The sequence below is a fragment of the Vibrio sp. E14 genome, from assembly GCF_020515785.1.
Classification (GTDB): Bacteria; Pseudomonadota; Gammaproteobacteria; order Enterobacterales; family Vibrionaceae; genus Vibrio; species Vibrio diabolicus.
The window spans coordinates 1-26,535 of sequence record NZ_JAHPJI010000009.1; the positions used below are offsets into that span (position 1 = coordinate 1).

The following is a 26,535-nucleotide window of genomic DNA, read 5'->3' on the forward strand; positions in this document are numbered from 1 at the left end:
AAGCCACACGGCAATAGTCAACAAAGTAGTTAAAAAACCCAAATTAACTACATAAAAGCAAATACAAAAGTAGAAACAAAGACAATTAATATCAACAACTTAACGAAAAACAACAAGGTAAAAACGGGGTATACACCTTATAGCTACCTCTACATTCATGTATAGTCTCATCCACTAGTTGTCAACAAGTAATACGCACAATGGAAACTAGAAGAATAACACTATCCTCAATAAATGCAGATGATAAACGCTACCAAGTCAGAGACCCTAGAACTTCACCGTATGGGGAACGTATAGATCAAGAGAAGGCTTCACGCAGACACATTCAGACTATCGTTAAGGCATTGAATGATAACCCAAAAAAACGCATAGAACCCATTGAGGTAGTTGAAGACCCTAAAAAGTATGGTCAGTATATTATCGTTGATGGTTTCCACCGCTACGGGGCATACAGGCAGATCTTTAAAAACACCAAAGGTAAACGCTTCAAACAAATTAGAGTTAAGGTACATACTGAAGGTGTAACACTAGATAGAGCCTTGTCTATCAACACCGAGCACACAGCCTTATCTCTTACAAGCAGTCAACGAACAGAGTTACAGTGGCAACAATTTCTAAATCTCATGAGTCAAGATAATCCCCCAAGCATTAAGAAGACCTCAGAGATACTTGGTATTCAGACCTCAACGGTTAGTAACTGGCGTAAACTTAAGAATAAGTTTGAAGAGGCTGGTTTCTTTGATAAGAAGAGCAATGTTGATAAGAACCCCATTACGGGCTTTCCTATGCTAAGACCGAGCCGAGAAGCACTTAAAAGGGATGAATGGTCTTCTGTTGATGAAGAAACCACAGGAGCGTTAACTGAGGATGATAAGGCTACCGCTAGGCAGATTTTAGAAAAGGCCAAATGCGCTAATGAACCAGATAAGCTTGCTAAGTTCATAAGGCTTTATCTAGGTGAGCCGTTAGACGCTATAGACTTTGATATAAGTATTGATGAACTTGAGCAAGAGAATGAAGAATACTTTTAAGATAGTAGTGTCAACCCGCATGAGCTTCACCATAAACACCTTAGGTGACTATTAGATTACCAGTATAGATACTCTAAACCCTTATCATACGAGGTATAAAGCATACCAAGTTTTAAACTTCTATAAAAAACGAGCCACCAGCAGGACTAGGACAGTTTCTTACAGGCTGGTGGCCTGATGGGTTACCACAAACGAGACAGAGCTAAACGAGGGAGACGGTCGATAGCTTCTTTCTTCGTCTCTAACTCAACCGTACCATATGAACCGCCTACACCCGCTGGAGTATGACCAGTAATAGCGTCACTAACAGTATCAGCAATACCCAATCTGCGCAGAGCCGTCTTGAAAGTATGCCTAAAGGCATGAGCTGGTTGGGTTGTGTGTATACCTAGAGACCTGACTGTTTGACCCCACCACTTACTGAGTGCCGCTGATTTCTTACCGTATTTGTTCTCTTTAAGCTCAGGGAACAAGAAGCCGCCTGACTCCGCAACATAATCTAAGAAACCTAGTTCTATCAGATGAGCAGGGATAGGTACGTGTCTCAGTGAAGAGTTATTCTTAACGCTTTGCCCCTCACCTCTACGGATGTTGAGGTAATGTATGCCTGAGTCTGATTGGGATATATCTGACTTATGTAGTTGAGACATTTCCTCTAGGCGTGCACCTGTATATCTGCACAACAAAGGAACCCAATAACAAGCCATACCATAAGGTTTACGAGCATTAGCATCATTAAATACGTCAGCTTGGAACAGTCGACGCATTTCTGAGTCAGTGTAGCCTTTTCCCTCATTAGCTTCAGTCTTCTTCTCCGCCGTGGCAACACGCACACCTACGTGTGGATTAGAATCGATGATGCCTAGTTCAATGGCGTAGCTAAACACAACAGAGGTCTTGCGTAGACAGTTCTTCACCGTAGTAGCACTTAAAGTCTCTAGACCTTGTATCTTTACAAGTTCAATTTGTTCTAGAAGAGGTCTATTCCTGATACTTGCAATTTTAGACTTAGGTAACTGAAGCAGTGTATCTCGAAACTCAACGATATGTGCACGAGTTACCTCAGTAACATCCAGATCTCCGATAACTTCGATTAGACGCTCAATCTGAAGGCCAGCCTCATACAATGCTTTAGCGTCTTTGTCTTTAAGAATCTCAGACTGGTGATACCTCTTAAACACATTAGATATTGAGTATTGAGATGCCTTTTGGCGTTTAGGCTGACGTTTATTAGCTGAAGGGTTAACTGATAGAGGTTTGTCTGCAATAGGATTAGATATTGCTTCGTAGCCATAGTCACGGTTGTAACGTGCTCTACACAGCGCTTCGATGCGATGAATGTAGTGATAGAAAGCTACTGCTAATTGACGGAAAGACTCACTGTGAGAAGAGACAACTAAACCTTCTCTATCTAGTTGAGCAACAATGAACTCTTTTAGTTCATCTGCTAGCTCTTGAAGCTGTTCAGGGGTAGCAGTATCAACCTCACTACCATATAAAGACAAAGTATCAGACAAGCCAAATTCATGGACTGAACCTTCCGCATCTACATCCCTTTTTAGGAAAAGATCGTAGTTACCAGAGGTATCAACTTCATTCTTTACGTGTTCATACCAACGCTCTGCGATGATTGTACAGTCTCTAACATTGAGTACGACATTGGATGAATTAGATAGTTTTAACTGAGCAACGGCGATCTGCTTCTGTGCATCGAATAGACACTCAGTAAATCGTGGTTTAGCTTCAGAAAGATTTTTAGTTTGAAGAGATTTCTTGAAGACTGTCTTACCGATTATAGGAACCAGCTTTTTTGGGACAGCCATTCTAAAGTAGTAAACACCAGTCTGAGGATGTTTATAAGGACTTGCCATGATGTTCGACATTGTACCTACTCTTTGTACCAGTAGGCAGCTTACATTAAAACACCAAACCCCTGTATTATAAGAAGTTCTTACACTACAAGGGCTTATAGAATGTGGCGGTGAGTGAGAGATTCGAACTCTCGATACGTTGCCGTATACACACTTTCCAGGCGTGCTCCTTCAGCCACTCGGACAACTCACCGAATCAATTTTTGGTTAGCATCATTGGCTAACGAGGCGCTAATTTAATGATTATGTGCCTGATGGTCAAGGCTAAACATAAAAAAAAGCGCCCTTTTCCACTCGATTGCTCACTAAGTAACTAAATTGAGCAAAACTGGGTCATTTAGATGCCTTGAGAATAACCGGGAACACGGAACCAACGGCGGCACATGTCCAAGAAGTACCCATACAACACACCCATACCGCAAGAAATAATGGCGTTACTTGTCACCGCGGTCACTATTTGGTCTGTAGACGCACCAACTGCGAATAAAATTCCCGCATAAACTGGAGACTGAAAAAGCACATAAGCGACCAGATCAGATACGTTTTTCATAAATGAAGACGGCGATACCTTGTTACCCTGACGTAGTACCCAATCACGAAAAACGCCATACGGCCAAGCAATAGCAATATTCACTGGAATAGATAGTGTACGTGATGCTAAAGATTGCTCAAACGTCATCCCTGAAATCAAAATCTCGACAATCATCCCTGTGATAAAGCAAAAAACAACCATAGCAAAGGTATCCGCTGCGGCGTGACGAATACAAAATGGTCCACGAGACTTCATTAACCAACCCCTAAAATTAAATACCACAAAAAATAAACAAAATAAAACTATCAACCATCAAACAAATACATGACCAGTTAATAAGGCAATTAAATCACATAAAAAGCAGCGTATGGCACTGTATTTTAAATCAAGTTGTAAATTTATAACCATTTTTTAAAATGAAAGTAGTTTTTTTCACCACCAACAACTAAAAACGCCTAAAATGACGTAAAAATGGTAGAAAAATACGGATTTAACTTACACAAAAAGTGAGATAAGTGATTGTTTGGATGGAGGGTTAGGATAAAGCTCGGGGAATAAACGATCATTCTAATAACTTATGCTACTGAGTTGTAAAAATTCAGAGTATTCCCGATGTGAGCGCAACTAAGAGCCGCACCGTTTCTCTTATGACAGGATCCAACAGCAGAGCTAAGCTCATTGAAAGTAAGGAAAAAATAGACGATTCAGCTAAGGTTAGGTATGAAGAGTAAAGACAATTCATGATTGCGTTGAATCGCGCTATATGGATTAAGCTATGATGATGCGAGCAAGAGCGTTAATGTATCGATATCATCTTGGTTTGGAGACTGCTGACGCTTTAAGTTACGCCTTATTCGCTCGGCAACTAAAGAAACGTCTTTATTAGCATCAGGGGTGACTTGAGCAATAATCGCTGAAATAGCCTCTAGCGCTTCGTTGAGATGACCATTATCTAGAGCAACATAGAAGTTTAGTAGCCACTTTTCCGCATCAAGGATATCCGTTGTATTATCACCAAAGTCCGACTGGTATTGGTATAACCGTGCTGCATGGAGATATAACGCATCATTTAATTCAGACTCCACAATTGGTTTCGCAATTATGTGGTCGGCTCCTACATTTATCATGCGCTCTTGTGTTTCTTTGAATACATCCGCTGTGCAGCCAAAGATCAGTACCGACTTTACAGGCGAACTCATCGCTCGAATGGCTGATATCGCCCCAACACCATCAAGAACAGGCATATGATTGTCCATTAATATCAAATCAAATGACTGAACGGCCACCTCATCGACGGCAAGCTGACCATTTTCAACACTTGTGCACTCAAAGCCTTTGGCTCTTAGGAAAGTTTCCATAATGATCGCATTTGTTCGGTTGTCTTCGACAATGAGCGCTTTCAAACCTTTGCAATTCAGCTTATGTGCATTGACTGCTTCCACTTTCCCAGGCTCACAAGGCGTAAGCGCGATCTCGACGGTAAAGGTTGTCCCGACATTCTCTTGACTCTGCACAATCACATGCCCTCCCATATGCTCGGCAATTTCTTTTACTATCGCCAAACCAAGCCCTGTACCACCAAACCGCCTAGTCGTCGAGGACTCCGCTTGTTCAAAAGGACGGAAAATGCGTTTTTGCGCTTCTTGAGAAATACCGATACCCGTATCTTTCACCGCGAGCATAAGCTTGGTACCTGCCTTGCTCGATTTCTCGGTCAGCTCTACCTCTACGATGCCTCGGTCGGTGAACTTGACAGCGTTGTTTAGTAGGTTAAACAACACTTGGCGTAGACGAGCTTTGTCATTGTTGTACCAGCGCCCTGTTGGTAAATGAGACACGACTCTAAAGCGAAGGCCTTTTTCTGCACATAGTGTTTGATAAACACTTTTTATGCTGCCGATGATCGACTCAATTGGGAAAGGCGTATTTTCGAATTCAACATGTCCTTGCTCAATTTTTGAGTAATCTAAAATCTCATTAAGTAACGTCATCATATGATCACCTGAGTCATAAAGTGTTCTCAGGTGCTTACGTTGATCATCGGTGAGTGGCGTTTTTAACAATATCTGAGCGGTTCCTAATACACCGTTCATTGGCGTACGAATCTCATGGGATAATGTGGCTAAAAATGCCGTTTTAGCGTTCGTCGAAGCCTGGGCTTTTATTCTCTCTTGCTCTAGATAGATGGTTTTTTCATTGAACTTCTCGATGAGCTGTCCAATTTCATCTTCGCTATCGTAGTCAATGTCTATGATCCCGCCAGTTTTCGAGTCATCAATCTTAGCCGCAATACGGACAATCGGTTCGACAATGTAACGATTCAGCAAGTAATACCCGACCAGTACACACAAGAGTAAGAATGGAATGATCCTCCCCTCAACACTCATGACTTGTTCAAACACTTGATCAGCTACTTTAGCTTTTGCGTTGACAACTTCCATCCGCCAATCAAACTCTCCGAAATCAAGCTCGCTGACATAAATTTCGTCTGTTAGTTGGAAGTTGTGCTCAATAATCACGTTCGAGTCAGCATCGCGAACCACCACACCTAAAGAATGCTGGTTAGTGTGCTCTCGAATAAACTGAAAAAGTGCATCAAGTGATAAGTCTACCGTTACAACGCCAGCGAATTGACCGTTTTGATAATATGGGGAAGACGCAGTAATCATCTGAACCTGAGTAAAAGTGTCGATATAAACCGTAGACCAACTCACAGAACCAACTGGCGCGTCAGCTGCAGCCTTATACCATGGTTCATTGTCATAACCGCCAGATTCAGGATTATTGTAGGAGTGAATTTGGTCAATACCGCCATCACTGTTTTTATTGAAGAATAGGCTTTTATATCGCCATTGTTCAGCTTTGAGTTCTGGTTTAGGCCATACGCCACCACTGACGAGCATCTCATCACTCAATTGGAGAATATGCGGAATTGTTGTGTTGAGAGATTGAATATTTTCAGTCCCCTGGGCGAGTCCTGCAAGGCTGCTCAATACACCGGTAGAGCTAAGGAGAGGCTCTTTAATCTCTAGAGCAAGGAGTTGGGTGCGTAACTCTAGGTTTTGCTCTAGCTTTTGCCTAACCGGAGGCTCGACAACCAAATAGGCAACAGAACCAATCGTTGCGATAAAGAAACACAGGTACAGTGTCAGGGCGAGAATGCTTTTTTTTCTAAGTGATGAGCGAATTTCCATAGATGTCTGTGAATCATTCCCTAATATCGATTTATCACAAATTGATTGGTAAGATGAGCGCAATCAACCAGCCCATTAACAAATGGTATTCTATTTTGAAACTACAAGACATCCTTTCTCTCCCAGAACTTGACGGTAAACTACTAAACCTAGCAAAAACTCAAGGCTTTGTAACAGCGATGGCTGCAGCGCCAAACGTATTAATGCCTCAAGAGTGGTTGCCATTCTTATGGGGTGGTGAAGAAACAGCGCCATTTACTGACGGTGAGCAATTAGAGCAATACATTGATGAGATTGTGCAAATGTGGAACCAAACTCGTCCTGCTCTTCTAGAAGGATCTTGGCAGTGGCCTGAAGGATGCGCGTTAGATGAACAAGATATTGTAACAAGCCAGACCCGTGATTTCTGTGAAGGTGTATTACAAGGTTGGCAACTTGCTCGTGATGACTGGGAAACGCTAATGCCAGAGGACAGCGAAGATAATGCTCTGCTCGGCGGTGTTTTGCTTTCTCTTACGATGCTTTACGATCCAGAAACGACCATTGAAACATTGGCAGAACAAGGCATGGAAGGCTTAGAACAGTTTGAAGAGATCTTCAATGCCATGCCAGTGATGCTATGTGGTCTTACTCAACGCGGTGTTGCATTAGCTGAAGAACAATAAGACACAACGCTGTCGACCATCAAGATTGAACCGCTGAATAGACAAAAGCTCTCTGGATAGAGAGCTTTTTTGATCATGTTAAAATCACATGTGGAATATATCGCGCCATATCTTGCGTGACTAAGCTAGTGTCTTCCCGAATCGAAATCCCAGCGGCTCTATCGTTGACTAGCCAGCTGCCAATTAACGTATGGCTTTGCCCAAACTTGGGTAACGGATGATACTGCTGGACGATATTGAATTTAGATTCATAAGGCCCTGCCGTTTTGAGTACGCGTTTCCCACCTTTGACGATCTCAATATTCGCGCCTTCTCGAGAGAATAGTGGTTTGATTACAAAATCTTTCAAAGTGTTCGCTTTTGAATCGTTAGCAAAATAGGCAGGTAAAAGATTAGGATGATTCGGAAAGCGCTCCCACAATAACGGTAAAAGTGCTTTGTTGGATAGAATCGACTTCCACATGGGTTCTAACCAATTCACTTTCGCGGTCGCTAAGTATTTCGCATATTCCTCTTCAAACATAAACTCCCACGGATAAAGCTTGAACATCCAACGAATCGCTCTGTCATCTGCATCCACAAACTGACCATCTTCCGTCGCACCAATATCTTCGACATAAACAAACGCCGTCGCTAACCCAGCTTCGCGCGCGCAATCTTCTAAATACTGGACAGTCCCTTTATCTTCTTCAGTGTACTTGCAGCAGCTAAAGTGAAGGGTTTGCCCGGGTTGATATTTGGCTATCTCGGAAAAACGTTCAATCAAAAAGTCTTGAAGAATGTTGAATTGATCCGCACTCTGGTGAATTAGACCTTTATTTACAACATCCTCTAACCACACCCACTGCCAAAAACCCGTTTCAAACAGGCTGGTCGGCGTATCCGCATTGTTCTCCAGTAACTTAGCTGGCGAAGTTCCGTTGTATGCAAAATCCAGACGCGAATAGAGTGAGGGTTCATTTCGGTGCCACGAAGAAGCAACCTGCTCCCACATAAATTCAGGGATCGCACATTGCGTCAGCAACCTCTCACTCCGAACTACTTCATCCACAATAGCCAAGCACATCTGATGCAGCTCTTCAGTGGGCGCTTCAATATCGTTCTCTATTTGCTCAAGCGTGAATTGATAGTAAGCACTCTCATCCCAATACGGTTGGTCATACATGGAATGGAAGCCAAAACCAAACTGGCGTGCTAACTCACGCCAGTTTTCTCGTTCTTGTATTTCTCGTCGAAACATAGTGCTTATTAACCGCCTCGGCTGACCGATACCGCTTTACCAAACCCGCCTCGAGACATTGCTCTACCAATAGTTCCGCCACCACGTTTATTTAGGTTACTGGTCGCAACCTTCGTCGGCTGATTACGATAGGAACCAAAAAATTGTCCGGCACCATTATAGAATTTGGATTTATAGCGATACATTGGTTCAGAGTAATAGCTCTTGTTGTAACCTTTCAAACCGCTCAGTGCGCGACTGTAAAAGAAGCCCCCAAAGTGAGGCACATAAGATCGGGAACTGGAACTGTAGTAACAATCGTCTTCGTAAAAGTCATTTTCACATTCGAACTCATTGTTGTAGCGAGGGGCATTTCGTTCGGCTCGAGCCAAAGCTTCTTGATAAGCAATATCGCACTGCTCACTGAACTCTGGCGAGTTTGATTTGCATTCATCAGCGTCAGAAAAAATGTAGCCTTCGGTTTTCGATTCTTGTGTCGCAAAGAAGAAAATACCGCCAAAAGCAGCAAAGGGAATAATTTTCCCAAGCTTTAAACTTTTGTCCATGGAAGAACGTTTAACGTTAGAACTCCGCTTCATCGTTCCTCCTAGTACGTCATACAAGCGGCATTTAATACACCGACCGATATAGAAACAGCCGCTAATACAATACCGGCAGGCAGCTCATCTTTTTCGATACGCTCAGTCACTTTTGGAAGTAAAACAAAACGTACAATCGCAAATGCAATGATCTGCGCCAGCATTGCAACAACGCCCCACACCATAAAATCGACAATGTTGACTGAGTTTTTTGCAGCCCCCGAAATCGCAATACAATAACCAAGAAATGCACCACTTAGTGCAATCGCTGCCGCTGTATTTTGCTTTTCTTTGATCAGGTGCCATTCATCGTAAGGCGTAAGCTTGACGTAGATGAACTTAAACGCCAAAACGAAAATAATAGAAACAGAAAAATAGAGTAAAAAGTTGGGAAAACCTGCTAACAGGTCAGCAATCATGTACATTATTGTTCCTTGTTCATTTCTTTCCATGCAAAATCTTCAATACGTTCATCTGCAATGTAAAACAGCTTGGTACTCGGTGGTACTTCTGCATCTAAATCTGGGTTGAGTTGGATACCATGGCCAATGTCAAAAGCAATTAGCGTGGCATGATGACGTCTTTTGAGAAAAACAAAGAGACTCTCAACAGTAGTTACTGGCAGCCTTTCAGGATAAATAACCGAGTATTGAGTCATGCCTCGTGTTGAAGCTAATAGCTCTTGGTGAAGTGCACTTGAGCCTGGATCTACCGCCGCTTTTGCCAACATTTCTGCGCCAACAGCAGGTATGCATTCCGCTTTAGGACAGTGTTGACTTAAAAGACGGCCTAACGCCTCATCTTTAAAGTAAGCGACCAAATGTGCGGAAGGATTCACAGAAGCACAGTACAGCGCGGCTGACAGCGTGATATCGTCCGAGAGGTTATCAACAATAACGCAAGCTGCTTCAGCAATATTGGCGTTTTTCATCTCTTGCGAATCCGTGTAGCTGGTCACTTTGATAAAACTGATCTCGCCTGGCAACGGGTTTTCTATTTCTGAACGGCTGCATAAAACAATCGGACGCTTCCCCTCTTCTTCATGTTGTAACATGCGAATAAGGTGCATCGTTCTCGATCCATTCCAACCCAACAATACAATATGGTTTTCCACTCTTACTCTCCGTTTTCCTAAAATACCCGCTCGCCAGTAATCCATCGCTGCTCCAGCGACACGTCCCAATAATGCAGCGAATAGGCTCAAGCCGCCTGGGATCACAAACAGTACAACAACCCATTTACCCAAATCTGTCACTGGAGAATGATCGCCATAGCCAACCGTACTCGCCGTAACCATAAGGTAATAGATAAAGTTAGAGAAGCTGTCTGTTAATGCGGTTTCACCAGCGAGAATGAGCAGCCCCCAAGAAAGGCTCACATATAAGCCACTAAAGATGAGAAGACTTCGGTTGCTCAATTTAAAAAGGTGTGAACTAAGCCACTTTTTAACTACTAACCACACCGCCATAAATTTATAACCTCGATATTCATTGATTGCATCAATAGTAACTCATTGATAGTAAGACACAAAAAAACCAGCCATATTCGGCTGGTTTTTGAGATTTACTTTCAGTTACGCCTACTTTTTAAACATTACCTTTCACTTGCATATTTAGCTGCTCAGCAAAGTCCAACATACGATTTAACGGAATGAGCGATTTAACACGCAATTCTTCATCAACAAAGATCTCGTGTTCTTCACCGCCTTCACTAAGCGCTTTCTCTATCGCTTTCAAACCGTTCATTGCCATCCAAGGGCAGTGTGCGCAGCTACGGCATGTTGCGCCAGCACCTGCGGTTGGCGCTTCGATAAGTTCTTTCTCTGGCACAAGTTGCTGCATTTTAAAGAAAATGCCTTTGTCTGTCGCAACGATCATTTGTTTATGAGGAAGCGCTTTCGCTGCTTTGATCAACTGACTCGTCGAGCCAACGGCATCGGCAAGTTCTACGACACTTGCTGGTGATTCAGGGTGAACCAAAATAGCCGCATCTGGATACACGCTCTTCATTTTGCGTAGCGCATCAGCAGAAAACTCATCATGAACCACACACTCACCTTGCCATAGCAGCATGTCTGCGCCAGTTTTATTAGCGATGTACGACCCTAGGTGACGGTCCGGTCCCCAAATAATTGGCTTATCTTCAGCGTCTAAGTGTTCTACGATTTCAAGCGCAATGCTTGATGTAACGACCCAGTCGGCACGGGCTTTAACCGCTGCTGAGGTATTTGCATAAACCACAACCGTGTGATCAGGGTGAGCATCACAGAACTCACTGAACTTATCCGCTGGACAGCCAAGATCGAGCGAACATTCCGCTTCCAACGTTGGCATTAGAATTCGCTTTTCTGGTGTTAGGATTTTGGCCGACTCGCCCATAAAGCGAACACCGCCAATGATCAGTGTGCTTGCAGGATGACGATTACCAAACTTCGCCATTTCCAACGAGTCACCAACAAAACCACCCGTTTCTTCCGCTAGGGCTTGAATCTCAGGATCGGTATAGTAGTGTGCGATAAGTACCGCATCCTTTTCTTTTAGCAGCTTTTTAATGCGCTCAATGTAAGACGCTTTTTCTTCTTCGCTTAATGGAACTGGCTTCGGTGGGAATGGGTAAACAGTGTCGATTTTATCTAATATATGGCTCATTGCTCTTGCTCTACGCAACTTCCTTTAATCCGAGTATTGTAACCTCGTTAATTTTCAAAAACCAACTTGTCGCGGGGATTTCTAGCTATCTAGCCGTATATCTTTGTTACAGGTAGCATTTCTGATTGAAAGGATCCGTTGCAAGATGGGGATAAAAGGCTCGATGCCATTCCTCTCGATTTATTCGATCACCACCGATAAAGAAACGGAAAAGAAAAAGGAAGCCGAAGCTTCCTTTTTAAAACATAACGTCTTACAGCTTAGAGCTGGCAAGTTTTGCAGATGCACTACCTGGGTATTCATCAACCACTTGTTGGTAGTACTTTTTCGCTTGAGCTGCATTGTTATTACGCTCAGCGATTTCACCTAACTTGAGCAAAGCATCGGCTCGCTTATTGGAGTCTTTATAAGACACCACCGCAGCAAAGCTCTTTACAGCATCTTTGTCCTGCTTCTTAGCGAAGTACAATTGGCCTAGCCAATAGTGAGAATTCGCTGAGTATGTGGAGTCAGGATAATCTTTCTGGAACTGCTGGAACGCTGCAATTGCGCCAGTGTAGTCACGTTTCTTGAGAATGAGGTCGACTGCATTTTGGTATGCCGTTTGCTCATCAACATTTGGTGTGTACTGACCACCTGTTTTAGCCGGTTTCGCATCTTGCGCAGGCGCGGATTTGATTTCTCCACGCACACGATCTAGCTCGACAAACAACTCTCGTTGACGTTGCAACATTTGCTTCATTTCGTAGCTATTTCGCTCTAATTGACCACGTAACTCACTGATCTCTTGTGACATTTGGTCAATTTGCTGTTGCATTTGGAGCTGAACGCGATTGCGGTTTTGTAGCAAGCGCTCTAGACGCTCTACTTCCGTTTCAGATGAACGGCTCTTAGAGACGGATGATGTGCTGTTGAGATCGGATACTGGAGCTGGTGCAGCGAACGCAAAGTTCGCTGCACTTGCCAGTAACGTAAGCGCAACAGCGCGCTTAGTGTTACTGAACATGAGGATTACCTCGAATTAGTATACTAGAACCGCGCGACGGTTCTTAGCGTAAACTTCATCTGATTGACCTAGAAGAAGTGGCTTCTCTTCACCGTAGCTAACGATTGAGATTTGGTCAGCTTGAACACCTAGTGCTTGTAGGTAGTTCGCTACTGCTTGTGCACGACGCTCACCTAGAGCGATGTTGTACTCAGGAGTACCACGCTCATCAGCGTGACCTTCGATAGTTACGTTAAGTGCTGGGTTCTTGCTTAGGTAAGAAGCGTGAGCCGCTAGCATCTCTTCGTAATCTGCTGCAATTGTTGAGTTATCAAAAGCAAAGTAGATTGTTTGAGTTTCACGTAGCGCTTGCTCTTTTAGCTCTTGCTCTGTTAGCTGACCGCTTTGATCAATTGGCGTAGCTACTGTTGTTTCAACTGCGCCATTGTTGTTTGTTGCTGCACCAGTGTTAGAAGCAGCGTCGTCGCTTGAACTACACGCTGTAACAGCCATTACAGGAAGCGCGATTAGTAGCCCTTTTAGAACCTTGTTCAGTTGCATCTTATTTTCCTTTATTAATCAAACTTATTACTACAAAAACGGTGACCATGCAGGCGCTCTAACACGCCCATTTGTTGCCGGTAATCTAGCTTTGAATCGACCATCAATTGACACCATCGATAGTACGTTTTTCTTGTTGTAAATCGAGCTATACACAACCATGCCACCGTTTGGGGCAATACTAGGAGACTCATCAAGCAAGGTCTTAGTTAAGACTTGAAGAGCACCAGTTTCCAAATCTTGTTTCGCCAAGTTAAATCCTGCGTTACTGCGGTTCACCATTACTAGGAATCGCCCATCAGGAGTAATCTGGCCACCCAAATTTTGGCTGCCTTGCCAAGTCAAACGGTCAATAGAACCGCTGCCCAAATTTACTTGATAAATCTGTGGTTTACCACCCCTATCCGATGTGAAAATCAACGATTTTCCATCTGGATGCCAGAACGGTTCAGTATTATTTGATCTGCCACGCGTAATTTGCGTCAGCTTGCGAGTGTTAAGATCGAACGTGTAAACATGAAGCGAGCCTGTCTTAGAGAGAACAATCGCTAACTTATTGCCGTCAGGCGAAAATCTTGGCGCACCATTATGACGTGGGTATGAAGTAATCTTCTCACGCTCACCGGTGTAGATGTTCATGATAAAGATTTCTGCTTGACCATTTTGGAAGCTAACATACGCAAGCTTTTTACCATCTGGCGACCATGCTGGTGACATTAATGGTTGCTTAGAACGTAAAACCAAGCGCTCGTTGTAACCATCGTAATCAGCCACACGAAGTTGGTAAGGAAAACGGTCTTTATCATTCACCACCACGTATGCAATACGGGTCATGAAGGCGCCACGGTCACCCGTTAACTGCTCATACACCAAATCAGAGATGCGGTGAGCGTACTCACGCATGCGAGGGCCTTGAACGGTCGCGACCTTATTGAACAGCACATGATCTTTTGACAGTACTAATTCGCCATCGCTACCAAGCGCTTTACTTTTTCCACCCGTTAGCTGGCCACGCACAATATCAACAAGTTGGTAGTTGATAACGTAATCACCTTGAGCATTTTGTTTGATTGAGCCAGTCAGCAGAGCATCTACACCTAAATTAGTCCAGGCATCAAAATTGACTTCTGATTCGCTGAACGGAGTTTGTGGCATCTTGCTCGTTGGAACGGGGCTGAACTTACCACTGCGTTGCAAATCCGAGGCAATAACAGTAGAAATATCCGTTGGAAGCGCTTGAGTGCCCTCCCACTTAAACGGAACAACAGCAATTGGTCGTGCTGAATCAATACCATCGGTAATGACCAACTCTAATGCGGCATTCGCCACATTTGTCATACTGCTAAACAGTACAAACATTCCTAGTAAAAGGCGTCTAATCACGTCTTATTCCTTATTCTAGTACTCAACGGTTAAGTTGATATCTCTAACTTTATCAATAACATCTCGGTCTTTAGGCATCGGAAAGTTACCAACTTGGGCAACTGCACTTTTAGCTGCACTACAAAGACGAGAGTCACCGTTTAACACAGTAACATTACTTACAATACCATCAGTCCCAGTAGGAACTAGCTTCACATTAAGCCTACACGACTTTCCCACAAGATAATCGTCCTTAATGATACGACTCTCTATCAATTGTTTGTAAATTGCACCGTAGCGGTCGACTTCAGATTGCACATGTTGATTTTTAGCTTGCTGATTCTGTTCTGACTCACTCTCAAGGCCCGCAAAAATATCATCTAGCGCGGCTTCTTGCGCTTTACGCTCGCGCTCCGCACGTTCTGCAGCTTCTCTCGCTTTGCGCTCTCGCTCTGCCGCTTCTTTTGCCGCTTTCTCTTTTGCAATGCGCTCTTTTTCAGCTTTTTCAGCGGCTTCACGCTCACGACGTGCTTTTTCTTCCGCTTCTTTTGCTGCCTTTTCACGAGCTAGACGTTCTTGCTCAGCTTTTGCTATAGCGGCTTCTTTCGCTAAACGCTCCTGCTCAGCTTTACGCACAGCTTCTTCTTTTGCCTTACGCTCTTTTTCTAGCTTAGCAGCTCGCTCTTTTTCTTTGCGAACGCGTTCTTCTTCCTGCTTGCGCTCTTGTTCTTTTTTCTTACGTGCAGCTTCTGCTTCTCGTGCTGCTTGAGCATCTTTCGCTTGCTGCTCTTTCAACTTGCGAATTTGCTCTTCTTCAGCTTTGCGGTTTTTTTCTAGCTGCTCTGCTTCGCGTCTCAGTTTATCAAGACGCTCTTGTTCTTTTTTCGCTGCCTTTTCGCGTTGCTGGCGAATTTCTTTCGCTTGTTGTTGCACAAGTTTTGGATCGATGACAACAGCTTGAACCATTTGCCCTGTAGGCTCTGGTTTAGACATGTTGAAGTCCGTCCCCCAAAGCAGGGCTGCAACTAGAATTGCATGCAAACCAACCGATATTGCTATCGGTTTGGCGTATTGGTTGGGTTTCTTCTTGTGATCTTTCATAGATAATTGATGTCTATTCCCTGATATCGGTCATTAGACCTACCTTAGGGATACCAGCTCGACTTAGTTCATCCAGCAATAGCACAACATCGGCATATGGTGTTGCCGCGTCGCCACCTACCGCAACTGGTGAATCTGGCTTAACCTCTCGCTCCGCTTTCACTCGCACAATAACATCTTGCAACGACAAACCTCGCTGAACTTCTTCATCATTTACGCTTAGGCCTAAATTACCCTCGCTATCAATTTCGATGATGATAAAACTACTGTCAGTTTCGCCAGCAAGGTCTTGCATAGATTCAGCGGTCGATGTTTTCGGAAGATCAACATCGACGCCTTGAGTCACAAATGGAGCGGTCGCCATAAAAATGATCAACAGTACGAGCATTACGTCAATGTACGGAACAACGTTGATCTCCGCTGTCATTTTTCGCTTTTTAGGTTGATAACCCGCCATGCTTTATTCCTTATCCGCGCTGTCTCGGCCAGCCATCGCTTGACGATGAAGGATGCTGTGGAATTCTTCAGAGAATGTTGCGTAAGTGTGCTCTAGTTTGCTCACTTTATTGCTTAGGCGGTTGTAGGCCATTACAGCCGGAATAGCCGCAAATAGACCCATCGCTGTCGCGATCAATGCCTCGGCGATACCCGGTGCAACCATAGACAACGTAGCTTGTTTTACTTCTCCCAACGCAATAAAAGCGTGCATGATGCCCCAAACGGTACCAAATAGGCCGATGTAAGGACTGATAGAACCGACTGTCGCTAAGAATGGTAAGCTTGTTTCAAGCTCATCAACTTCACGAGAGACAGCAACGCGCATTGCGCGGCCAGTGCCTTCCATGATGTACGCTGGTGAGTTTGCGTTGCTCTTACGTAGACGAGCAAACTCCGTGAAACCTGCGTAAAAAATTTCTTCTGTGCCTTCAATTTCGTCTTTACGCGCTTTTACTTTTTGGTAAAGCTGAGAAAGATCAGTACCCGACCAGAATTTGTCTTCAAACTGCTCTGCATTCTTTGACGCTTGAGAAAGCACTTTGCTGCGCTTGATGATCATTGCCCATGACACAATTGACATGCCAAGCAACGTCAGCATCACAAGCTTTACCAACAGACTGGCCTGAAGAAAGAGATCTAAAATGGAAATATCAGCAGTCACTATTTGTTAGCTCCGAATTTATAAAGGTTGGAATAGCTATTGGTTTCATTTTCTTATTATCGATACATGCTACCTTAACAGAGGCCTTGCACAATATCTTGCCTTGATCATTGACCAACTCTTGACAGAATTGCAGGGAAGCACGTTTTATTTCTGACACTCGGGTTAATACTGTCAAATGCTCGTCCAGCCTTGCCCCTTGGTTGAAATCAATATCCATGTGTCGGACAACAAAGCCGATATTTTGTTCCAATAACACATGTTGAGAAATGCCTTTAGCACGTAACATCTCTGTTCGCGCGCGCTCAAAGAATTTTAGATAATTAGAATGATATACAACGCCGCCCGCATCGGTGTCTTCATAGTACACGGTGATCGGCCAGCGAAAGAGATTTGATGTGCCTTGCAAGGGAGTCCCAATATATTCAATTCTTTAAAGTAATTACTATAACTGAAGCGACAGCAATTGGTACCGAGCTAAGGGAATATTTTTGAAATTTGTAGAAAAAATAAAAGCCAGGCGAAATACCTAGCTTTTATTCGATGATTTAGTAACCGACTTTATTACAGCGTATTTCAGCCTAAAAGAAATAAAGTGCCGTTAAATAAATTAAGATAGCTAACGAAAAATAGGGACTAAACAAAACTTGCCAGTACCAGTTTCTCGGTTTGAAGCCCACACCGTAAACCATGCTTGAGCATACAGACCAAATCAGTGCTGGTGCGATGATTGAGTTAAAACCACCAATTGCTTGATGGTAAGCTTCAGGATCCCACATCACCAATCCTACATGCATAAAGCCAAGGATGAGAGATAAGACTCTTAACAGAGTCTTATCCATCGGAGCGTGAAGTTGCGCTACCTTATCAGCGAGATTACTCACTGTCTTTGTCCATCATTTCTGAGTGCTCTAACCAAAGAGCGTTTATGATACCGAATGCACAAGCAAGTAGTACACCTAGAATCCATGCGAAATACCACATAGTAAATGCTCCTTAGTAAAGTGAGTTTTTGTTGTCTTCAATGTACTGATCATCAAGGCGACCAAACATCTTGTAGTAAGTCCAAGACGTGTAACCAAGGATGATTGGTACCATAACAAACGCAACGCCTGTCATTAGGTTCAGAGTCAGTTCAGATGACGTTGCATCCCACATTGTTAAGCTGTGGCTTGGCATTAAGTCTGAAGGCATGATGAATGGGAACATCGCAAAACCTGCAGTAAAGATAACGCCAGCAACACCCAAGCTTGAAGTAATGAACGAAATTGCACATTTTTCAAGACGAGATGCCAATACGGCAAGAAGCGGCATTGCAACACCTAGCACAGGAGCAGCCCATAGTAGTGGGTAGTTTTCAAAATTCTTCATCCACGCACCAGCTTCACGGATTACCTCTTTGTTTAGAGGGTTAGAAGCTGCATTAGTGTCGATACCGCCAACAATGACGTAACCATCGATATTTTGGATCCAGAAACCAGCCGCTACAAACGCTGCAACCGTCAGTAAACCTGCCAACTGAGCAACGTTACGAGCACGCATATGCACTTCGCCCGTTGTTTTCATTTGTAGCCAAGTCGAACCTTGCATCAAAATCATGAACAAGCTAACTAGGCCACACAGCAGTGCAAATGGGTTTAGAAGACCAAAGAATGAGCCATGGTATGTTGGCATCAAGAACTCACTCAATTGGAATGGTACGCCCTGTAGTAGGTTGCCAAACGCTACACCAAAGATGATTGGTGGAACAAAACCACTGATTGAGATACAGATATCCCAAGTATTGCGCCATTTTGGATCTTCAATTTTAGAGCGGTAGTCTAGGCCCAGAGGACGAAGCCATAGCGCTGCTAGTGTCAAAATCATCGCTAAGTAGAAGCCTGAAAATGACGTTGCGTAAACCAAAGGCCAAGCTGCGAACAGTGCACCACCAGCAGTGATAAGCCAAACTTGGTTACCATCCCAGTGAGGGGCAATTGAGTTAATCATGACGCGACGTTGCGTGTCGTTTTTACCGATAATAGGTACAAGCGCGCCTACACCCATATCGAAACCGTCTGTTACTGCAAAACCAACTAGTAGAACACCGATTAGTACCCACCAGATGAGTCGCAAGATTTCGTAATCAAACATCTTGTTATCTCCTTACCTTACGCTTCTACTTGGCGACTAACTTTGTCTTCAACAGAGTCAGCATTTTGCTCGAAGTGGTAGCGACCCGTTTTCAGGCTACTTGGGCCTTTACGAGCGAATTTCAACATTAGGTAAACTTCTGCAATCAGGAATACCGTGTATAGCGCCAGAATTGCGAATAGTGAAGTCCAGATTTCGCCAGCAGTTAGTGCAGAAGCTGCAACATGCACTGGTAAAATTTCACCAACAGCCCATGGCTGACGACCGTACTCAGCGACGAACCAACCCGCTTCAATCGCAATCCACGGTAGTGGGATGCTGAATAGTGCAGCTTTAAGAATCCATTGTTTCTGTTCGATCTTCTGACGACACGTTTGAACAAATGCAGCACCGAAAACGAATAGCATGATGAAACCACAAGCAACCATGATACGGAATGACCAGAATAGCGGCCATACTGTTGGGATTGAATCGTCCGCAGCAGCTTGGATTTGCTCTTCTGTCGCATCAACAACATTGTCTGTGTAGCGTTTTAGAAGTAGACCGTAACCTAGGTCACCCTTCACTTCATCAAACGCAGTCATGTTTTCTTCTGACTTGTCGCCCGCACGAAGCTTCTCAAGAAGTTCATAAGCGTACATGCCGTCACGAATACGATCGACGTGCTCATCACGTAGGTCACGAAGACCTGTGACTTGCTCATCAAAAGAACGTGTCGCGATGATACCCATTACGTAAGGGATCTTGATTGCGTAATCTGTGTGCATGGTTTCTTGGTTAGGAACACCAAACAACGTAAACGCTGCTGGAGCTGGCTCTGTGTGCCATTCTGCTTCAATTGCAGCAAGCTTCACTTTTTGAACTTCACCAAGCTCGTAGCCAGATTCGTCACCAAGAACGATGGTAGATAAGATAGCTGCAATACCGAAAGATGCAGCGATAGCAAATGAACGACGAGCAAACGCAATGTCACGACCTTTTAATAGGTAGTATGAACTGATGCCTAGAATAAACATTGCGCCACAAGTGTAACCAGAAGCAACCGTATGCACGAACTTAACTTGAGCAACTGGGTTTAGTACAACCTCAGAGAAGCTCACCATTTCCATTCGCATGGTTTCGAAGTTGAAGTCCGCGCCCACTGGGTTTTGCATCCAGCCGTTTGCGATAAGAATCCAAAGTGCAGAGAAGTTAGAGCCCAGCGCCACAAGCCAAGTAACCGCTAAGTGTTGACGTTTAGATAGACGATCCCACCCGAAGAAGAATAGACCAACAAAAGTTGACTCCAGGAAGAATGCGACAAGGGCTTCGATCGCTAGCGGCGCACCGAAGATGTCACCTACATAGTGGGAGTAGTAAGACCAGTTCGTACCAAACTGGAATTCCATGGTAAGGCCTGTCGCCACACCAAGTGCAAAGTTAATACCGAATAGCTTACCCCAGAACTTGGTCATGTCCTTATAGATTTGCTTGTTCGTCATTACGTACATCGATTCCATAATGGCCAGAAGGAAGGCCATACCAAGGGTCAATGGTACGAATAGGAAGTGATACATCGCTGTCAGTGCAAACTGCAACCGCGATAGATCAACTACGTCAATCATGGTAACTCCTATGTGTCGGCTGAATGACACTCTCTACATATTGCAATCCATATTCAAGTGTTATTTACACTTGAAAAATGTTGAATTATCACAACTCATTGTTGCAAAAATGTGCTTCATTGGTTAGTTAATTGTTAAGCATCAGCTAATATAGCTAGGGCTAATATTACTTGTAAAAACAGATTGTTTCAAAAGGTTTATAGCCGGAATGCGCTTTGATATACATCAATGTTTATGCGCGGAATTTGCACAAAAATCCATCACATTGATCCAGATCAACCAGTATTAGATACGGATGTTAAGAGAGAGTAATCAGGAGAGAAATTAACCAGTTGTGAGCAAACATAGAGTTAACAATCAATGCTTTTTACTTACTAAACTGGTATGAGAAGAAATTCAAAAAATGTGAGTTTGGTCAACTTTAATGAAGCGCTGGGCCGCAAAGGCCCAGCGAGGGAATCTTATTTTTCAATTCCGAAATGCAAATACGCACGATCTGTCGCGATTCTTCCACGTGGAGTGCGTTGTAAATAACCTTGCTGAATAAGATAAGGCTCAAGAACGTCTTCGATGGTATCCTTTTCTTCACCTATCGCTGCCGCCATGTTATCGAGTCCGACCGGACCACCACCAAATTTCTCCATAATTGCGAGTAGCAGTTTGCGGTCCATATAATCGAAACCTTCGGCGTCCACATCAAGCATATTCAGCGCTTTGTCGGCAACCTCTGCACAAATGTGACCATTTCCTTTCACTTCCGCATAATCGCGAACACGACGTAGTAGACGGTTAGCAATACGTGGTGTGCCACGTGCACGTCTTGCCACTTCCAAGGCGCCTTCAGGTTCCATTGACAAACCTAAACAATCCGCGCTGCGCTGCACAATATCTTGCAGGTCTTTTATCTTATAAAACTCAAGACGCTGAGTAATACCAAAACGGTCGCGTAATGGTGACGTTAAAGAACCTGCTCGGGTCGTTGCACCAATCAAAGTAAACGGCGGCAAATCGATCTTAATAGAACGAGCGGCCGGACCTTCACCGATCATAATATCCAATTGATAATCTTCCATCGCCGGGTACAGAACCTCTTCAACCATTGGGCTTAAGCGGTGAATTTCATCAATAAATAGAACGTCATTTTCTTCTAGGTTGGTTAGTAACGCGGCTAAATCGCCTGCTTTTTCAAGAACTGGCCCTGAAGTAGTACGGATGTTTACTTCCATCTCGTTGGCGACAATATTTGCTAGCGTGGTTTTACCCAAACCCGGAGGGCCAAAAATTAACAGGTGATCAAGAGCTTCACTACGTAACTGAGCAGCTTTGATGAAGATCTCCATTTGGTCACGAACGTGGTCCTGACCTTGGTAATCCGCTAATTTTTTTGGCCGAATAGCACGGTCAATGACATCTTCATCACGAAAGGCAGGGTTTTCTGGCGCGATTAAACGATCGGCTTCAATCATCTTTTTACCTTGAAAAATGGTTACCTGAGAGAATAATGCCGCTCGTTTAACAGCAAGTGGCATATTTCTGTATCTCGTCATCCTGTACAGCGACGAAGGAGCGTGATACAGGATCTTCTATCCGAGCGGTTTATGGTCAAATTGTTTCATTAACCGCTCAGCGTGCTGCTATTAGATTCCCGATCTCGCTAGGCTCGCTGGAATGACACAAAAAATATCGTTAAGCGATTGGCATTAACCTTAGAGAATGAGTTATCTTGAACAAATGCTCACTGTGAAACCAGCGTTACACCATTGATTTTAGAGCTTCACGGATCATTTGCTCACTGCTCATGTCCGGTTTAGCGATCTGAGACACCACTTTCGACGCTTGAGTCGGCTTGTAACCCAAAGCTAGAAGCGCGCTAATTGCCTCTTCTTCCGCGTTGTTGGATGTCGCACCAGAATCCGCAGGAGCAGCATCCGTAAATGGTGTAAATAGATCGCCAGCGCCCCACCCTTTCAAGCGGTCTTTCATTTCAACAACCAATCGCTCTGCGGTTTTCTTGCCAACGCCTGGAAGCTTAACCAGCGTAGAAACGTCTTCATGTTCCACACAAGTAACAAATTGCGTTGCTGTCATACCAGAGAGAATACCAAGACCGAGTTTAGGACCAACGCCATTGGCTTTGATCACTTCACGGAAAAGTGCTCGTTCTTTTACTGTGTTGAAACCGTATAGCAATTGTGCATCTTCACGGACGACAAAGTGAGTATAAATAATGGCTTCTTCGCCAACATTTGGCAGCTCGTAAAAACAGCTCATTGGCATCTGGACTTCATAACCAATGCCATTAACTTCAATTAATACTTCAGGTGGTTGTTTTTCAATCAGTATGCCACGAAGACGTCCAATCACTATAAATACTCTTTGGAAATGAATTTGCGACAGGATAATAAAGAACTGGATAGACATCCAGTTAATTTTATCGGTAGCGCCCTTTTCTGGCACTGGTTGCTTTGCCCGCTAAGGCAACGAGGGTTTTGTTCGTATTGGCATGACAAATCGCCACACCTAAAGCATCGGCTGCATCCGCTTGAGGCTTGGCGGGCAGTTTAAGCATTTGCTGAACCATATGTTGAACTTGCGCTTTGTCCGCACCACCAGTACCGACTACAGCTTGCTTAATAAGACGCGCGGCGTATTCGTATACCGGCAACTCTGCATTCACCGCAGCAACAATTGCGCTGCCACGAGCCTGGCCAAGCTTTAATGCTGAATCCGCATTTTTAGCCATAAACACTTGTTCAATCGCAAATACGTCCGGTTGAAACTGAGTAATGATTTCCGTGACGCCAGCGTAAATCTGCTTAAGACGGCCCGGAAGTTCTTTTTCTGAAGTACGAATACAGCCACTACCAAGGTATTGCAAATGGCGTCCATTTTGACGAATGACCCCATAACCGGTAATGCGTGAACCTGGGTCAATGCCCAAAATAATTGACATGAATGTTCCTAAAAATGAGGCCGAATGCGACCTCAATTTCTTATTATTACTTTCTAATTTCGGAGCGAATACCGCTCACTGCACATTGAGTTTACTCTAGAGAGGCTGCAACGTCGTCAGAGATGTCACCGTTGTGATAAACCTCCTGAACATCGTCCAGATCTTCTAAAGCGTCAATCAAACGAAGCAGTTTTGGCGCAGTGTCCACATCCAGTTCTGCTTTCGTTGAAGGGATAAGCGACACTTCGGCGTTCTCCGCCTCAAAACCGGCAGCATCAAGGGCATCTTTTACGAGTCCAAAATCGCTTGGCGCGGTGTAAACATCAATCGAGCCATCTTCTGATGTTTCGATGTCATCAGCGCCACTTTCTAACGCCACTTCCATCACCACATCTTCCTCTAAACCTGGGGCGTATGAGATCACGCCTTTCTTGTCGAAAAGATAGTTTACACTACCATCCGTACCCAGATTGCCTCCTGACTTCGAGAACGCATGGCGTACGCCAGATACTGTGCGATTTCGGTTATCCGTCATACATTCGACCATGACCGCAGTGCCACCCGGACCATAACCTTCATAGATTACGGTTTCCATATTGTCATCGCCTTCACCACCAGCACCTCGGCTGACAGCGCGGTTGACAGTGTCACGCGTCATGTTGTTAGACAACGCTTTATCAATTGCAGCTCGCAAACGTGGGTTATTTTCTGGCTCACCGCCTCCCTCTTTTGCCGCAACAACGATTTCACGGATTAATTTGGTAAAGATTTTGCCGCGCTTCGCATCTTGCGCTGCTTTACGGTGACGAATATTCGCCCATTTACTATGACCTGCCATAATTCACCTTTTAATGTATTTTGACGCTTAATAGCAAACATGAGCTAAAAAGCGTTGCTTGGGAAATTGCTTTGGAAGTTTCTTGGGTTTATTTAAACAAAAACTCCCGCAGTTGCGGGAGTTTTCTTCAAATGTTGTGCGCTTATTCTGCGTCTTTTTCTTTCGCTGCAGTCACTGCGATTGCTAGCTCTTCTAGCGCTGCTGGGTTCGCAATGCTTGGTGCGTCTGTTAGTAGACACGCCGCTGCTGTTGTTTTAGGGAACGCGATAACATCACGGATGTTCTCGGTACCACATAGCAGCATCACTAGACGGTCAAGACCGAATGCAAGACCAGCGTGTGGAGGCGTACCGAATTTCAGTGCATCAAGCAGGAAGCCAAACTTAAGCTGTTGCTCTTCAGGTGTGATGCCTAGAATATCAAATACGGCTTCTTGCATATCTGCGTTGTGGATACGGACAGAACCGCCGCCAACTTCGTAACCATTTAGAACCATATCGTAAGCGTTAGAGTTTGCCGCAGCTGGGTTCGCTTTTAGCTCTTCCGCAGTCACACCTAGAGGTGACGTGAATGGGTGGTGCATCGCGTGTAGGTTGCCTTCGTCATCTTCTTCGAACATTGGGAAGTCAACAACCCATAGTGGAGCCCATGCAGATTCGTCAGTTAGCTCTAGATCTTTACCTAGCTTCAGACGCAGTGCACCCATAGCTTCTGCAACGATGCCCGCTTTATCAGCGCCAAATAGGATGATATCACCAGATTCCGCTTGAGTGCGATCTAGGATAGCGTTGATCACGTCTTCGTTTAGGAACTTAGCCACTGGAGACTGGATACCTTCCATGCCTGCAGCACGGTCGTTAACCTTCATCCATGCTAGACCTTTCGCACCGTAGATACCAACGAATTCACCGTAGCCATCAATTTGCTTACGAGTCAAAGATGCACCACCTGGAACGCGAATAACGGCAACGCGGCCTTTCTCGTCGTTTGCTGGGCCAGAGAATACTTTGAACTCAACGTCTTTCACTAGGTCAGCAACGTCTACTAGCTCTAGTGGGTTACGTAGGTCTGGCTTGTCAGAACCGAAACGGCGAATCGCTTCGCTGAATGGCATTACTGGGAACTGACCTAGGTCTACGTTTAGTAGCTCTTGCCACATATCGCGAACCATGTTTTCCGTCACTTCACGTACTTGGTCAGCCGTCATGAATGACGTTTCGATATCGATCTGAGTGAATTCTGGTTGACGGTCAGCACGTAAGTCTTCATCACGGAAACACTTAACGATTTGGTAGTAACGGTCAAAACCAGACATCATTAGAAGCTGTTTGAATAGCTGTGGAGACTGAGGAAGCGCGTAGAAGCTGCCTTTGTGAACACGGCTAGGTACTAGGTAGTCGCGCGCACCTTCTGGTGTCGCTTTCGTTAGTACTGGTGTTTCGATATCTAGGAAGCCGTTGTCATCTAGGAAGCGACGAACAAAGCTAGATGCTTTAGCACGTAGCTTGATGCGGTCACTCATTTCAGGACGACGAAGGTCTAAGTAACGGTACTTCAGACGTTGCTCTTCAGAGTTCTTTTGGTTGAAATCTAGAGGCAAAACGTCACTGCGGTTGATGATTTCAAGACCTGTCGCAAGGATCTCAACTTCACCTGTTACCATGTCTTTGTTTGCTTGGCTTTCTGGACGAACGCGTACTTCACCCGTTAGTTTGATACAGAATTCATTACGAAGTGTGTTAGCCACTTCATACGCATCCGCCATATCTGGATCAACAACTACCTGAACGATACCTTCGCGATCTCGCATATCAATAAAAATAAGACCGCCTAAATCACGACGACGGTTAACCCAGCCGCAAAGTTCTACAGTTTGTCCTGCAAGGGACTTGTTCAGGTGACCACAGTAATGGGTACGCATAATGAAATTCCCAATCTCTCAAATGTTGTTAACTACGCTCTGTCAGCCTCATTGCCAAGCAGAGTAAAGATTCAGTTATACGCTGAATGTCCACGAAAATCGACTACTCAACATACAATTACGTGTGTTTTATCATTCACTGGTGCTTTTTAGTACAAC

The 26,535-nt window shown here is 44.3% G+C and carries 26 protein-coding genes and 1 tRNA gene; 2 read left to right on the top strand and 25 right to left on the bottom strand.

Translation table 11 applies throughout. The features are described from left to right. Nucleotides 1-200: 200 nt before the first annotated feature. Complete coding sequence (locus tag LIX84_RS19425; protein ID WP_006742898.1) at nucleotides 201-1,031, top strand: hypothetical protein; 831 nt, start codon at nucleotides 201-203, stop codon at nucleotides 1,029-1,031. Between the two features lie 182 nt (nucleotides 1,032-1,213). Here LIX84_RS19425 and LIX84_RS19430 read toward each other — a convergent pair whose 3' ends face one another. The 4 genes from LIX84_RS19430 to LIX84_RS19445 all read right to left on the bottom strand — a co-directional run bounded on the left by LIX84_RS19430 (nucleotide 1,214) and on the right by LIX84_RS19445 (nucleotide 6,628). After that, nucleotides 1,214-2,914: a site-specific integrase gene (locus LIX84_RS19430; protein WP_226421998.1), complete on the bottom strand. Its 1,701-nt coding sequence runs from the start codon at nucleotides 2,912-2,914 to the stop codon at nucleotides 1,214-1,216. 93 nt (nucleotides 2,915-3,007) lie between these two features. After that, nucleotides 3,008-3,095 (bottom strand) — tRNA-Ser (locus tag LIX84_RS19435). Between the two features lie 144 nt (nucleotides 3,096-3,239). Beyond that, nucleotides 3,240-3,689, bottom strand: a complete 450-nt coding sequence (locus LIX84_RS19440) for an L-alanine exporter AlaE (protein WP_047008566.1) — start codon at nucleotides 3,687-3,689, stop codon at nucleotides 3,240-3,242. A gap of 518 nt (nucleotides 3,690-4,207) precedes the next feature. Continuing rightward, nucleotides 4,208-6,628, bottom strand: coding sequence for an ATP-binding protein (locus tag LIX84_RS19445; RefSeq protein WP_226421999.1), 2,421 nt, complete (start codon nucleotides 6,626-6,628; stop codon nucleotides 4,208-4,210). A gap of 53 nt (nucleotides 6,629-6,681) precedes the next feature. Here LIX84_RS19445 and LIX84_RS19450 point away from each other — a divergent pair, with 53 nt between their 5' ends. After that, entirely contained in the window at nucleotides 6,682-7,293 is a 612-nt protein-coding gene (locus LIX84_RS19450; RefSeq protein ID WP_005390772.1) for a YecA/YgfB family protein, read from the top strand. 73 nt (nucleotides 7,294-7,366) lie between these two features. Here LIX84_RS19450 and LIX84_RS19455 read toward each other — a convergent pair whose 3' ends face one another. The 21 genes from LIX84_RS19455 to aspS form a co-directional block, all read right to left on the bottom strand. Beyond that, nucleotides 7,367-8,533 (bottom strand): glutathionylspermidine synthase family protein, encoded by a 1,167-nt coding sequence (locus LIX84_RS19455; protein WP_226422000.1) that lies wholly within the window; start codon nucleotides 8,531-8,533, stop codon nucleotides 7,367-7,369. Between the two features lie 8 nt (nucleotides 8,534-8,541). Beyond that, nucleotides 8,542-9,111 carry a DUF1190 domain-containing protein gene (locus LIX84_RS19460; RefSeq protein ID WP_167426745.1) on the bottom strand — a complete coding sequence of 190 codons (570 nt, stop codon included), beginning with the start codon at nucleotides 9,109-9,111 and terminating at the stop codon, nucleotides 8,542-8,544. An 8-nt stretch (nucleotides 9,112-9,119) separates the two neighbouring features. Continuing rightward, complete coding sequence (locus tag LIX84_RS19465; protein WP_167426746.1) at nucleotides 9,120-9,536, bottom strand: DUF350 domain-containing protein; 417 nt, start codon at nucleotides 9,534-9,536, stop codon at nucleotides 9,120-9,122. After that, nucleotides 9,536-10,579, bottom strand: a complete 1,044-nt coding sequence (locus LIX84_RS19470) for a potassium channel protein (protein WP_104974285.1) — start codon at nucleotides 10,577-10,579, stop codon at nucleotides 9,536-9,538. Before LIX84_RS19470 ends, LIX84_RS19465 begins: the two co-directional genes overlap by 1 nt. A gap of 118 nt (nucleotides 10,580-10,697) precedes the next feature. Further along, complete coding sequence (gene nadA / locus LIX84_RS19475) at nucleotides 10,698-11,759, bottom strand: quinolinate synthase NadA (protein ID WP_046874745.1); 1,062 nt, start codon at nucleotides 11,757-11,759, stop codon at nucleotides 10,698-10,700. 253 nt (nucleotides 11,760-12,012) lie between these two features. Then, nucleotides 12,013-12,765 (bottom strand): tol-pal system protein YbgF, encoded by a 753-nt coding sequence (gene ybgF, locus LIX84_RS19480; RefSeq protein ID WP_047008561.1) that lies wholly within the window; start codon nucleotides 12,763-12,765, stop codon nucleotides 12,013-12,015. Between the two features lie 15 nt (nucleotides 12,766-12,780). Further along, the gene (gene pal, locus LIX84_RS19485) at nucleotides 12,781-13,305 is read right to left on the bottom strand and encodes a peptidoglycan-associated lipoprotein Pal (protein ID WP_005378293.1); all 525 of its coding nucleotides are present in this window, start codon (nucleotides 13,303-13,305) and stop codon (nucleotides 12,781-12,783) included. 30 nt (nucleotides 13,306-13,335) lie between these two features. After that, the gene (gene tolB, locus LIX84_RS19490) at nucleotides 13,336-14,688 is read right to left on the bottom strand and encodes a Tol-Pal system beta propeller repeat protein TolB (RefSeq protein WP_226422001.1); all 1,353 of its coding nucleotides are present in this window, start codon (nucleotides 14,686-14,688) and stop codon (nucleotides 13,336-13,338) included. A gap of 15 nt (nucleotides 14,689-14,703) precedes the next feature. After that, nucleotides 14,704-15,768: a cell envelope integrity protein TolA gene (gene tolA, locus LIX84_RS19495; RefSeq protein ID WP_176320329.1), complete on the bottom strand. Its 1,065-nt coding sequence runs from the start codon at nucleotides 15,766-15,768 to the stop codon at nucleotides 14,704-14,706. Between the two features lie 13 nt (nucleotides 15,769-15,781). Further along, complete coding sequence (locus LIX84_RS19500) at nucleotides 15,782-16,225, bottom strand: ExbD/TolR family protein (protein WP_005378298.1); 444 nt, start codon at nucleotides 16,223-16,225, stop codon at nucleotides 15,782-15,784. A 3-nt stretch (nucleotides 16,226-16,228) separates the two neighbouring features. Continuing rightward, nucleotides 16,229-16,927, bottom strand: coding sequence for a protein TolQ (gene tolQ / locus LIX84_RS19505; RefSeq protein WP_005378301.1), 699 nt, complete (start codon nucleotides 16,925-16,927; stop codon nucleotides 16,229-16,231). Next, on the bottom strand, nucleotides 16,917-17,336 hold the full coding sequence (gene ybgC / locus LIX84_RS19510; protein ID WP_012841975.1) for a tol-pal system-associated acyl-CoA thioesterase: 420 nt from the start codon (nucleotides 17,334-17,336) through the stop codon (nucleotides 16,917-16,919). The genes tolQ and ybgC overlap by 11 nt, the downstream gene beginning before the upstream one ends. A gap of 172 nt (nucleotides 17,337-17,508) precedes the next feature. After that, the gene (gene ybgE, locus LIX84_RS19515) at nucleotides 17,509-17,811 is read right to left on the bottom strand and encodes a cyd operon protein YbgE (RefSeq protein ID WP_046874743.1); all 303 of its coding nucleotides are present in this window, start codon (nucleotides 17,809-17,811) and stop codon (nucleotides 17,509-17,511) included. After that, nucleotides 17,804-17,911 (bottom strand): cytochrome bd-I oxidase subunit CydX, encoded by a 108-nt coding sequence (gene cydX / locus LIX84_RS19520; RefSeq protein WP_000270284.1) that lies wholly within the window; start codon nucleotides 17,909-17,911, stop codon nucleotides 17,804-17,806. The genes ybgE and cydX overlap by 8 nt, the downstream gene beginning before the upstream one ends. Before the next feature lie 12 nt (nucleotides 17,912-17,923). Then, a complete protein-coding gene (gene cydB / locus LIX84_RS19525) occupies nucleotides 17,924-19,060 on the bottom strand; it encodes a cytochrome d ubiquinol oxidase subunit II (RefSeq protein ID WP_005390752.1) in 1,137 nt (378 codons plus the stop codon). A 17-nt stretch (nucleotides 19,061-19,077) separates the two neighbouring features. Beyond that, the gene (cydA, locus tag LIX84_RS19530; RefSeq protein ID WP_226422002.1) at nucleotides 19,078-20,664 is read right to left on the bottom strand and encodes a cytochrome ubiquinol oxidase subunit I; all 1,587 of its coding nucleotides are present in this window, start codon (nucleotides 20,662-20,664) and stop codon (nucleotides 19,078-19,080) included. A 461-nt stretch (nucleotides 20,665-21,125) separates the two neighbouring features. Continuing rightward, nucleotides 21,126-22,130: a Holliday junction branch migration DNA helicase RuvB gene (gene ruvB, locus LIX84_RS19535; RefSeq protein ID WP_031780162.1), complete on the bottom strand. Its 1,005-nt coding sequence runs from the start codon at nucleotides 22,128-22,130 to the stop codon at nucleotides 21,126-21,128. Between the two features lie 286 nt (nucleotides 22,131-22,416). Then, nucleotides 22,417-23,028 (bottom strand): Holliday junction branch migration protein RuvA, encoded by a 612-nt coding sequence (gene ruvA, locus LIX84_RS19540; RefSeq protein WP_005378313.1) that lies wholly within the window; start codon nucleotides 23,026-23,028, stop codon nucleotides 22,417-22,419. A gap of 67 nt (nucleotides 23,029-23,095) precedes the next feature. Next, nucleotides 23,096-23,617 carry a crossover junction endodeoxyribonuclease RuvC gene (gene ruvC, locus LIX84_RS19545; protein ID WP_012841980.1) on the bottom strand — a complete coding sequence of 174 codons (522 nt, stop codon included), beginning with the start codon at nucleotides 23,615-23,617 and terminating at the stop codon, nucleotides 23,096-23,098. Nucleotides 23,618-23,708: 91 nt separating this feature from the next. Then, nucleotides 23,709-24,455, bottom strand: a complete 747-nt coding sequence (locus LIX84_RS19550; protein ID WP_226422003.1) for a YebC/PmpR family DNA-binding transcriptional regulator — start codon at nucleotides 24,453-24,455, stop codon at nucleotides 23,709-23,711. A 142-nt stretch (nucleotides 24,456-24,597) separates the two neighbouring features. After that, on the bottom strand, nucleotides 24,598-26,376 hold the full coding sequence (aspS, locus tag LIX84_RS19555; protein WP_226422004.1) for an aspartate--tRNA ligase: 1,779 nt from the start codon (nucleotides 26,374-26,376) through the stop codon (nucleotides 24,598-24,600). Between the last annotated feature and the right edge of the window lie 159 nt (nucleotides 26,377-26,535).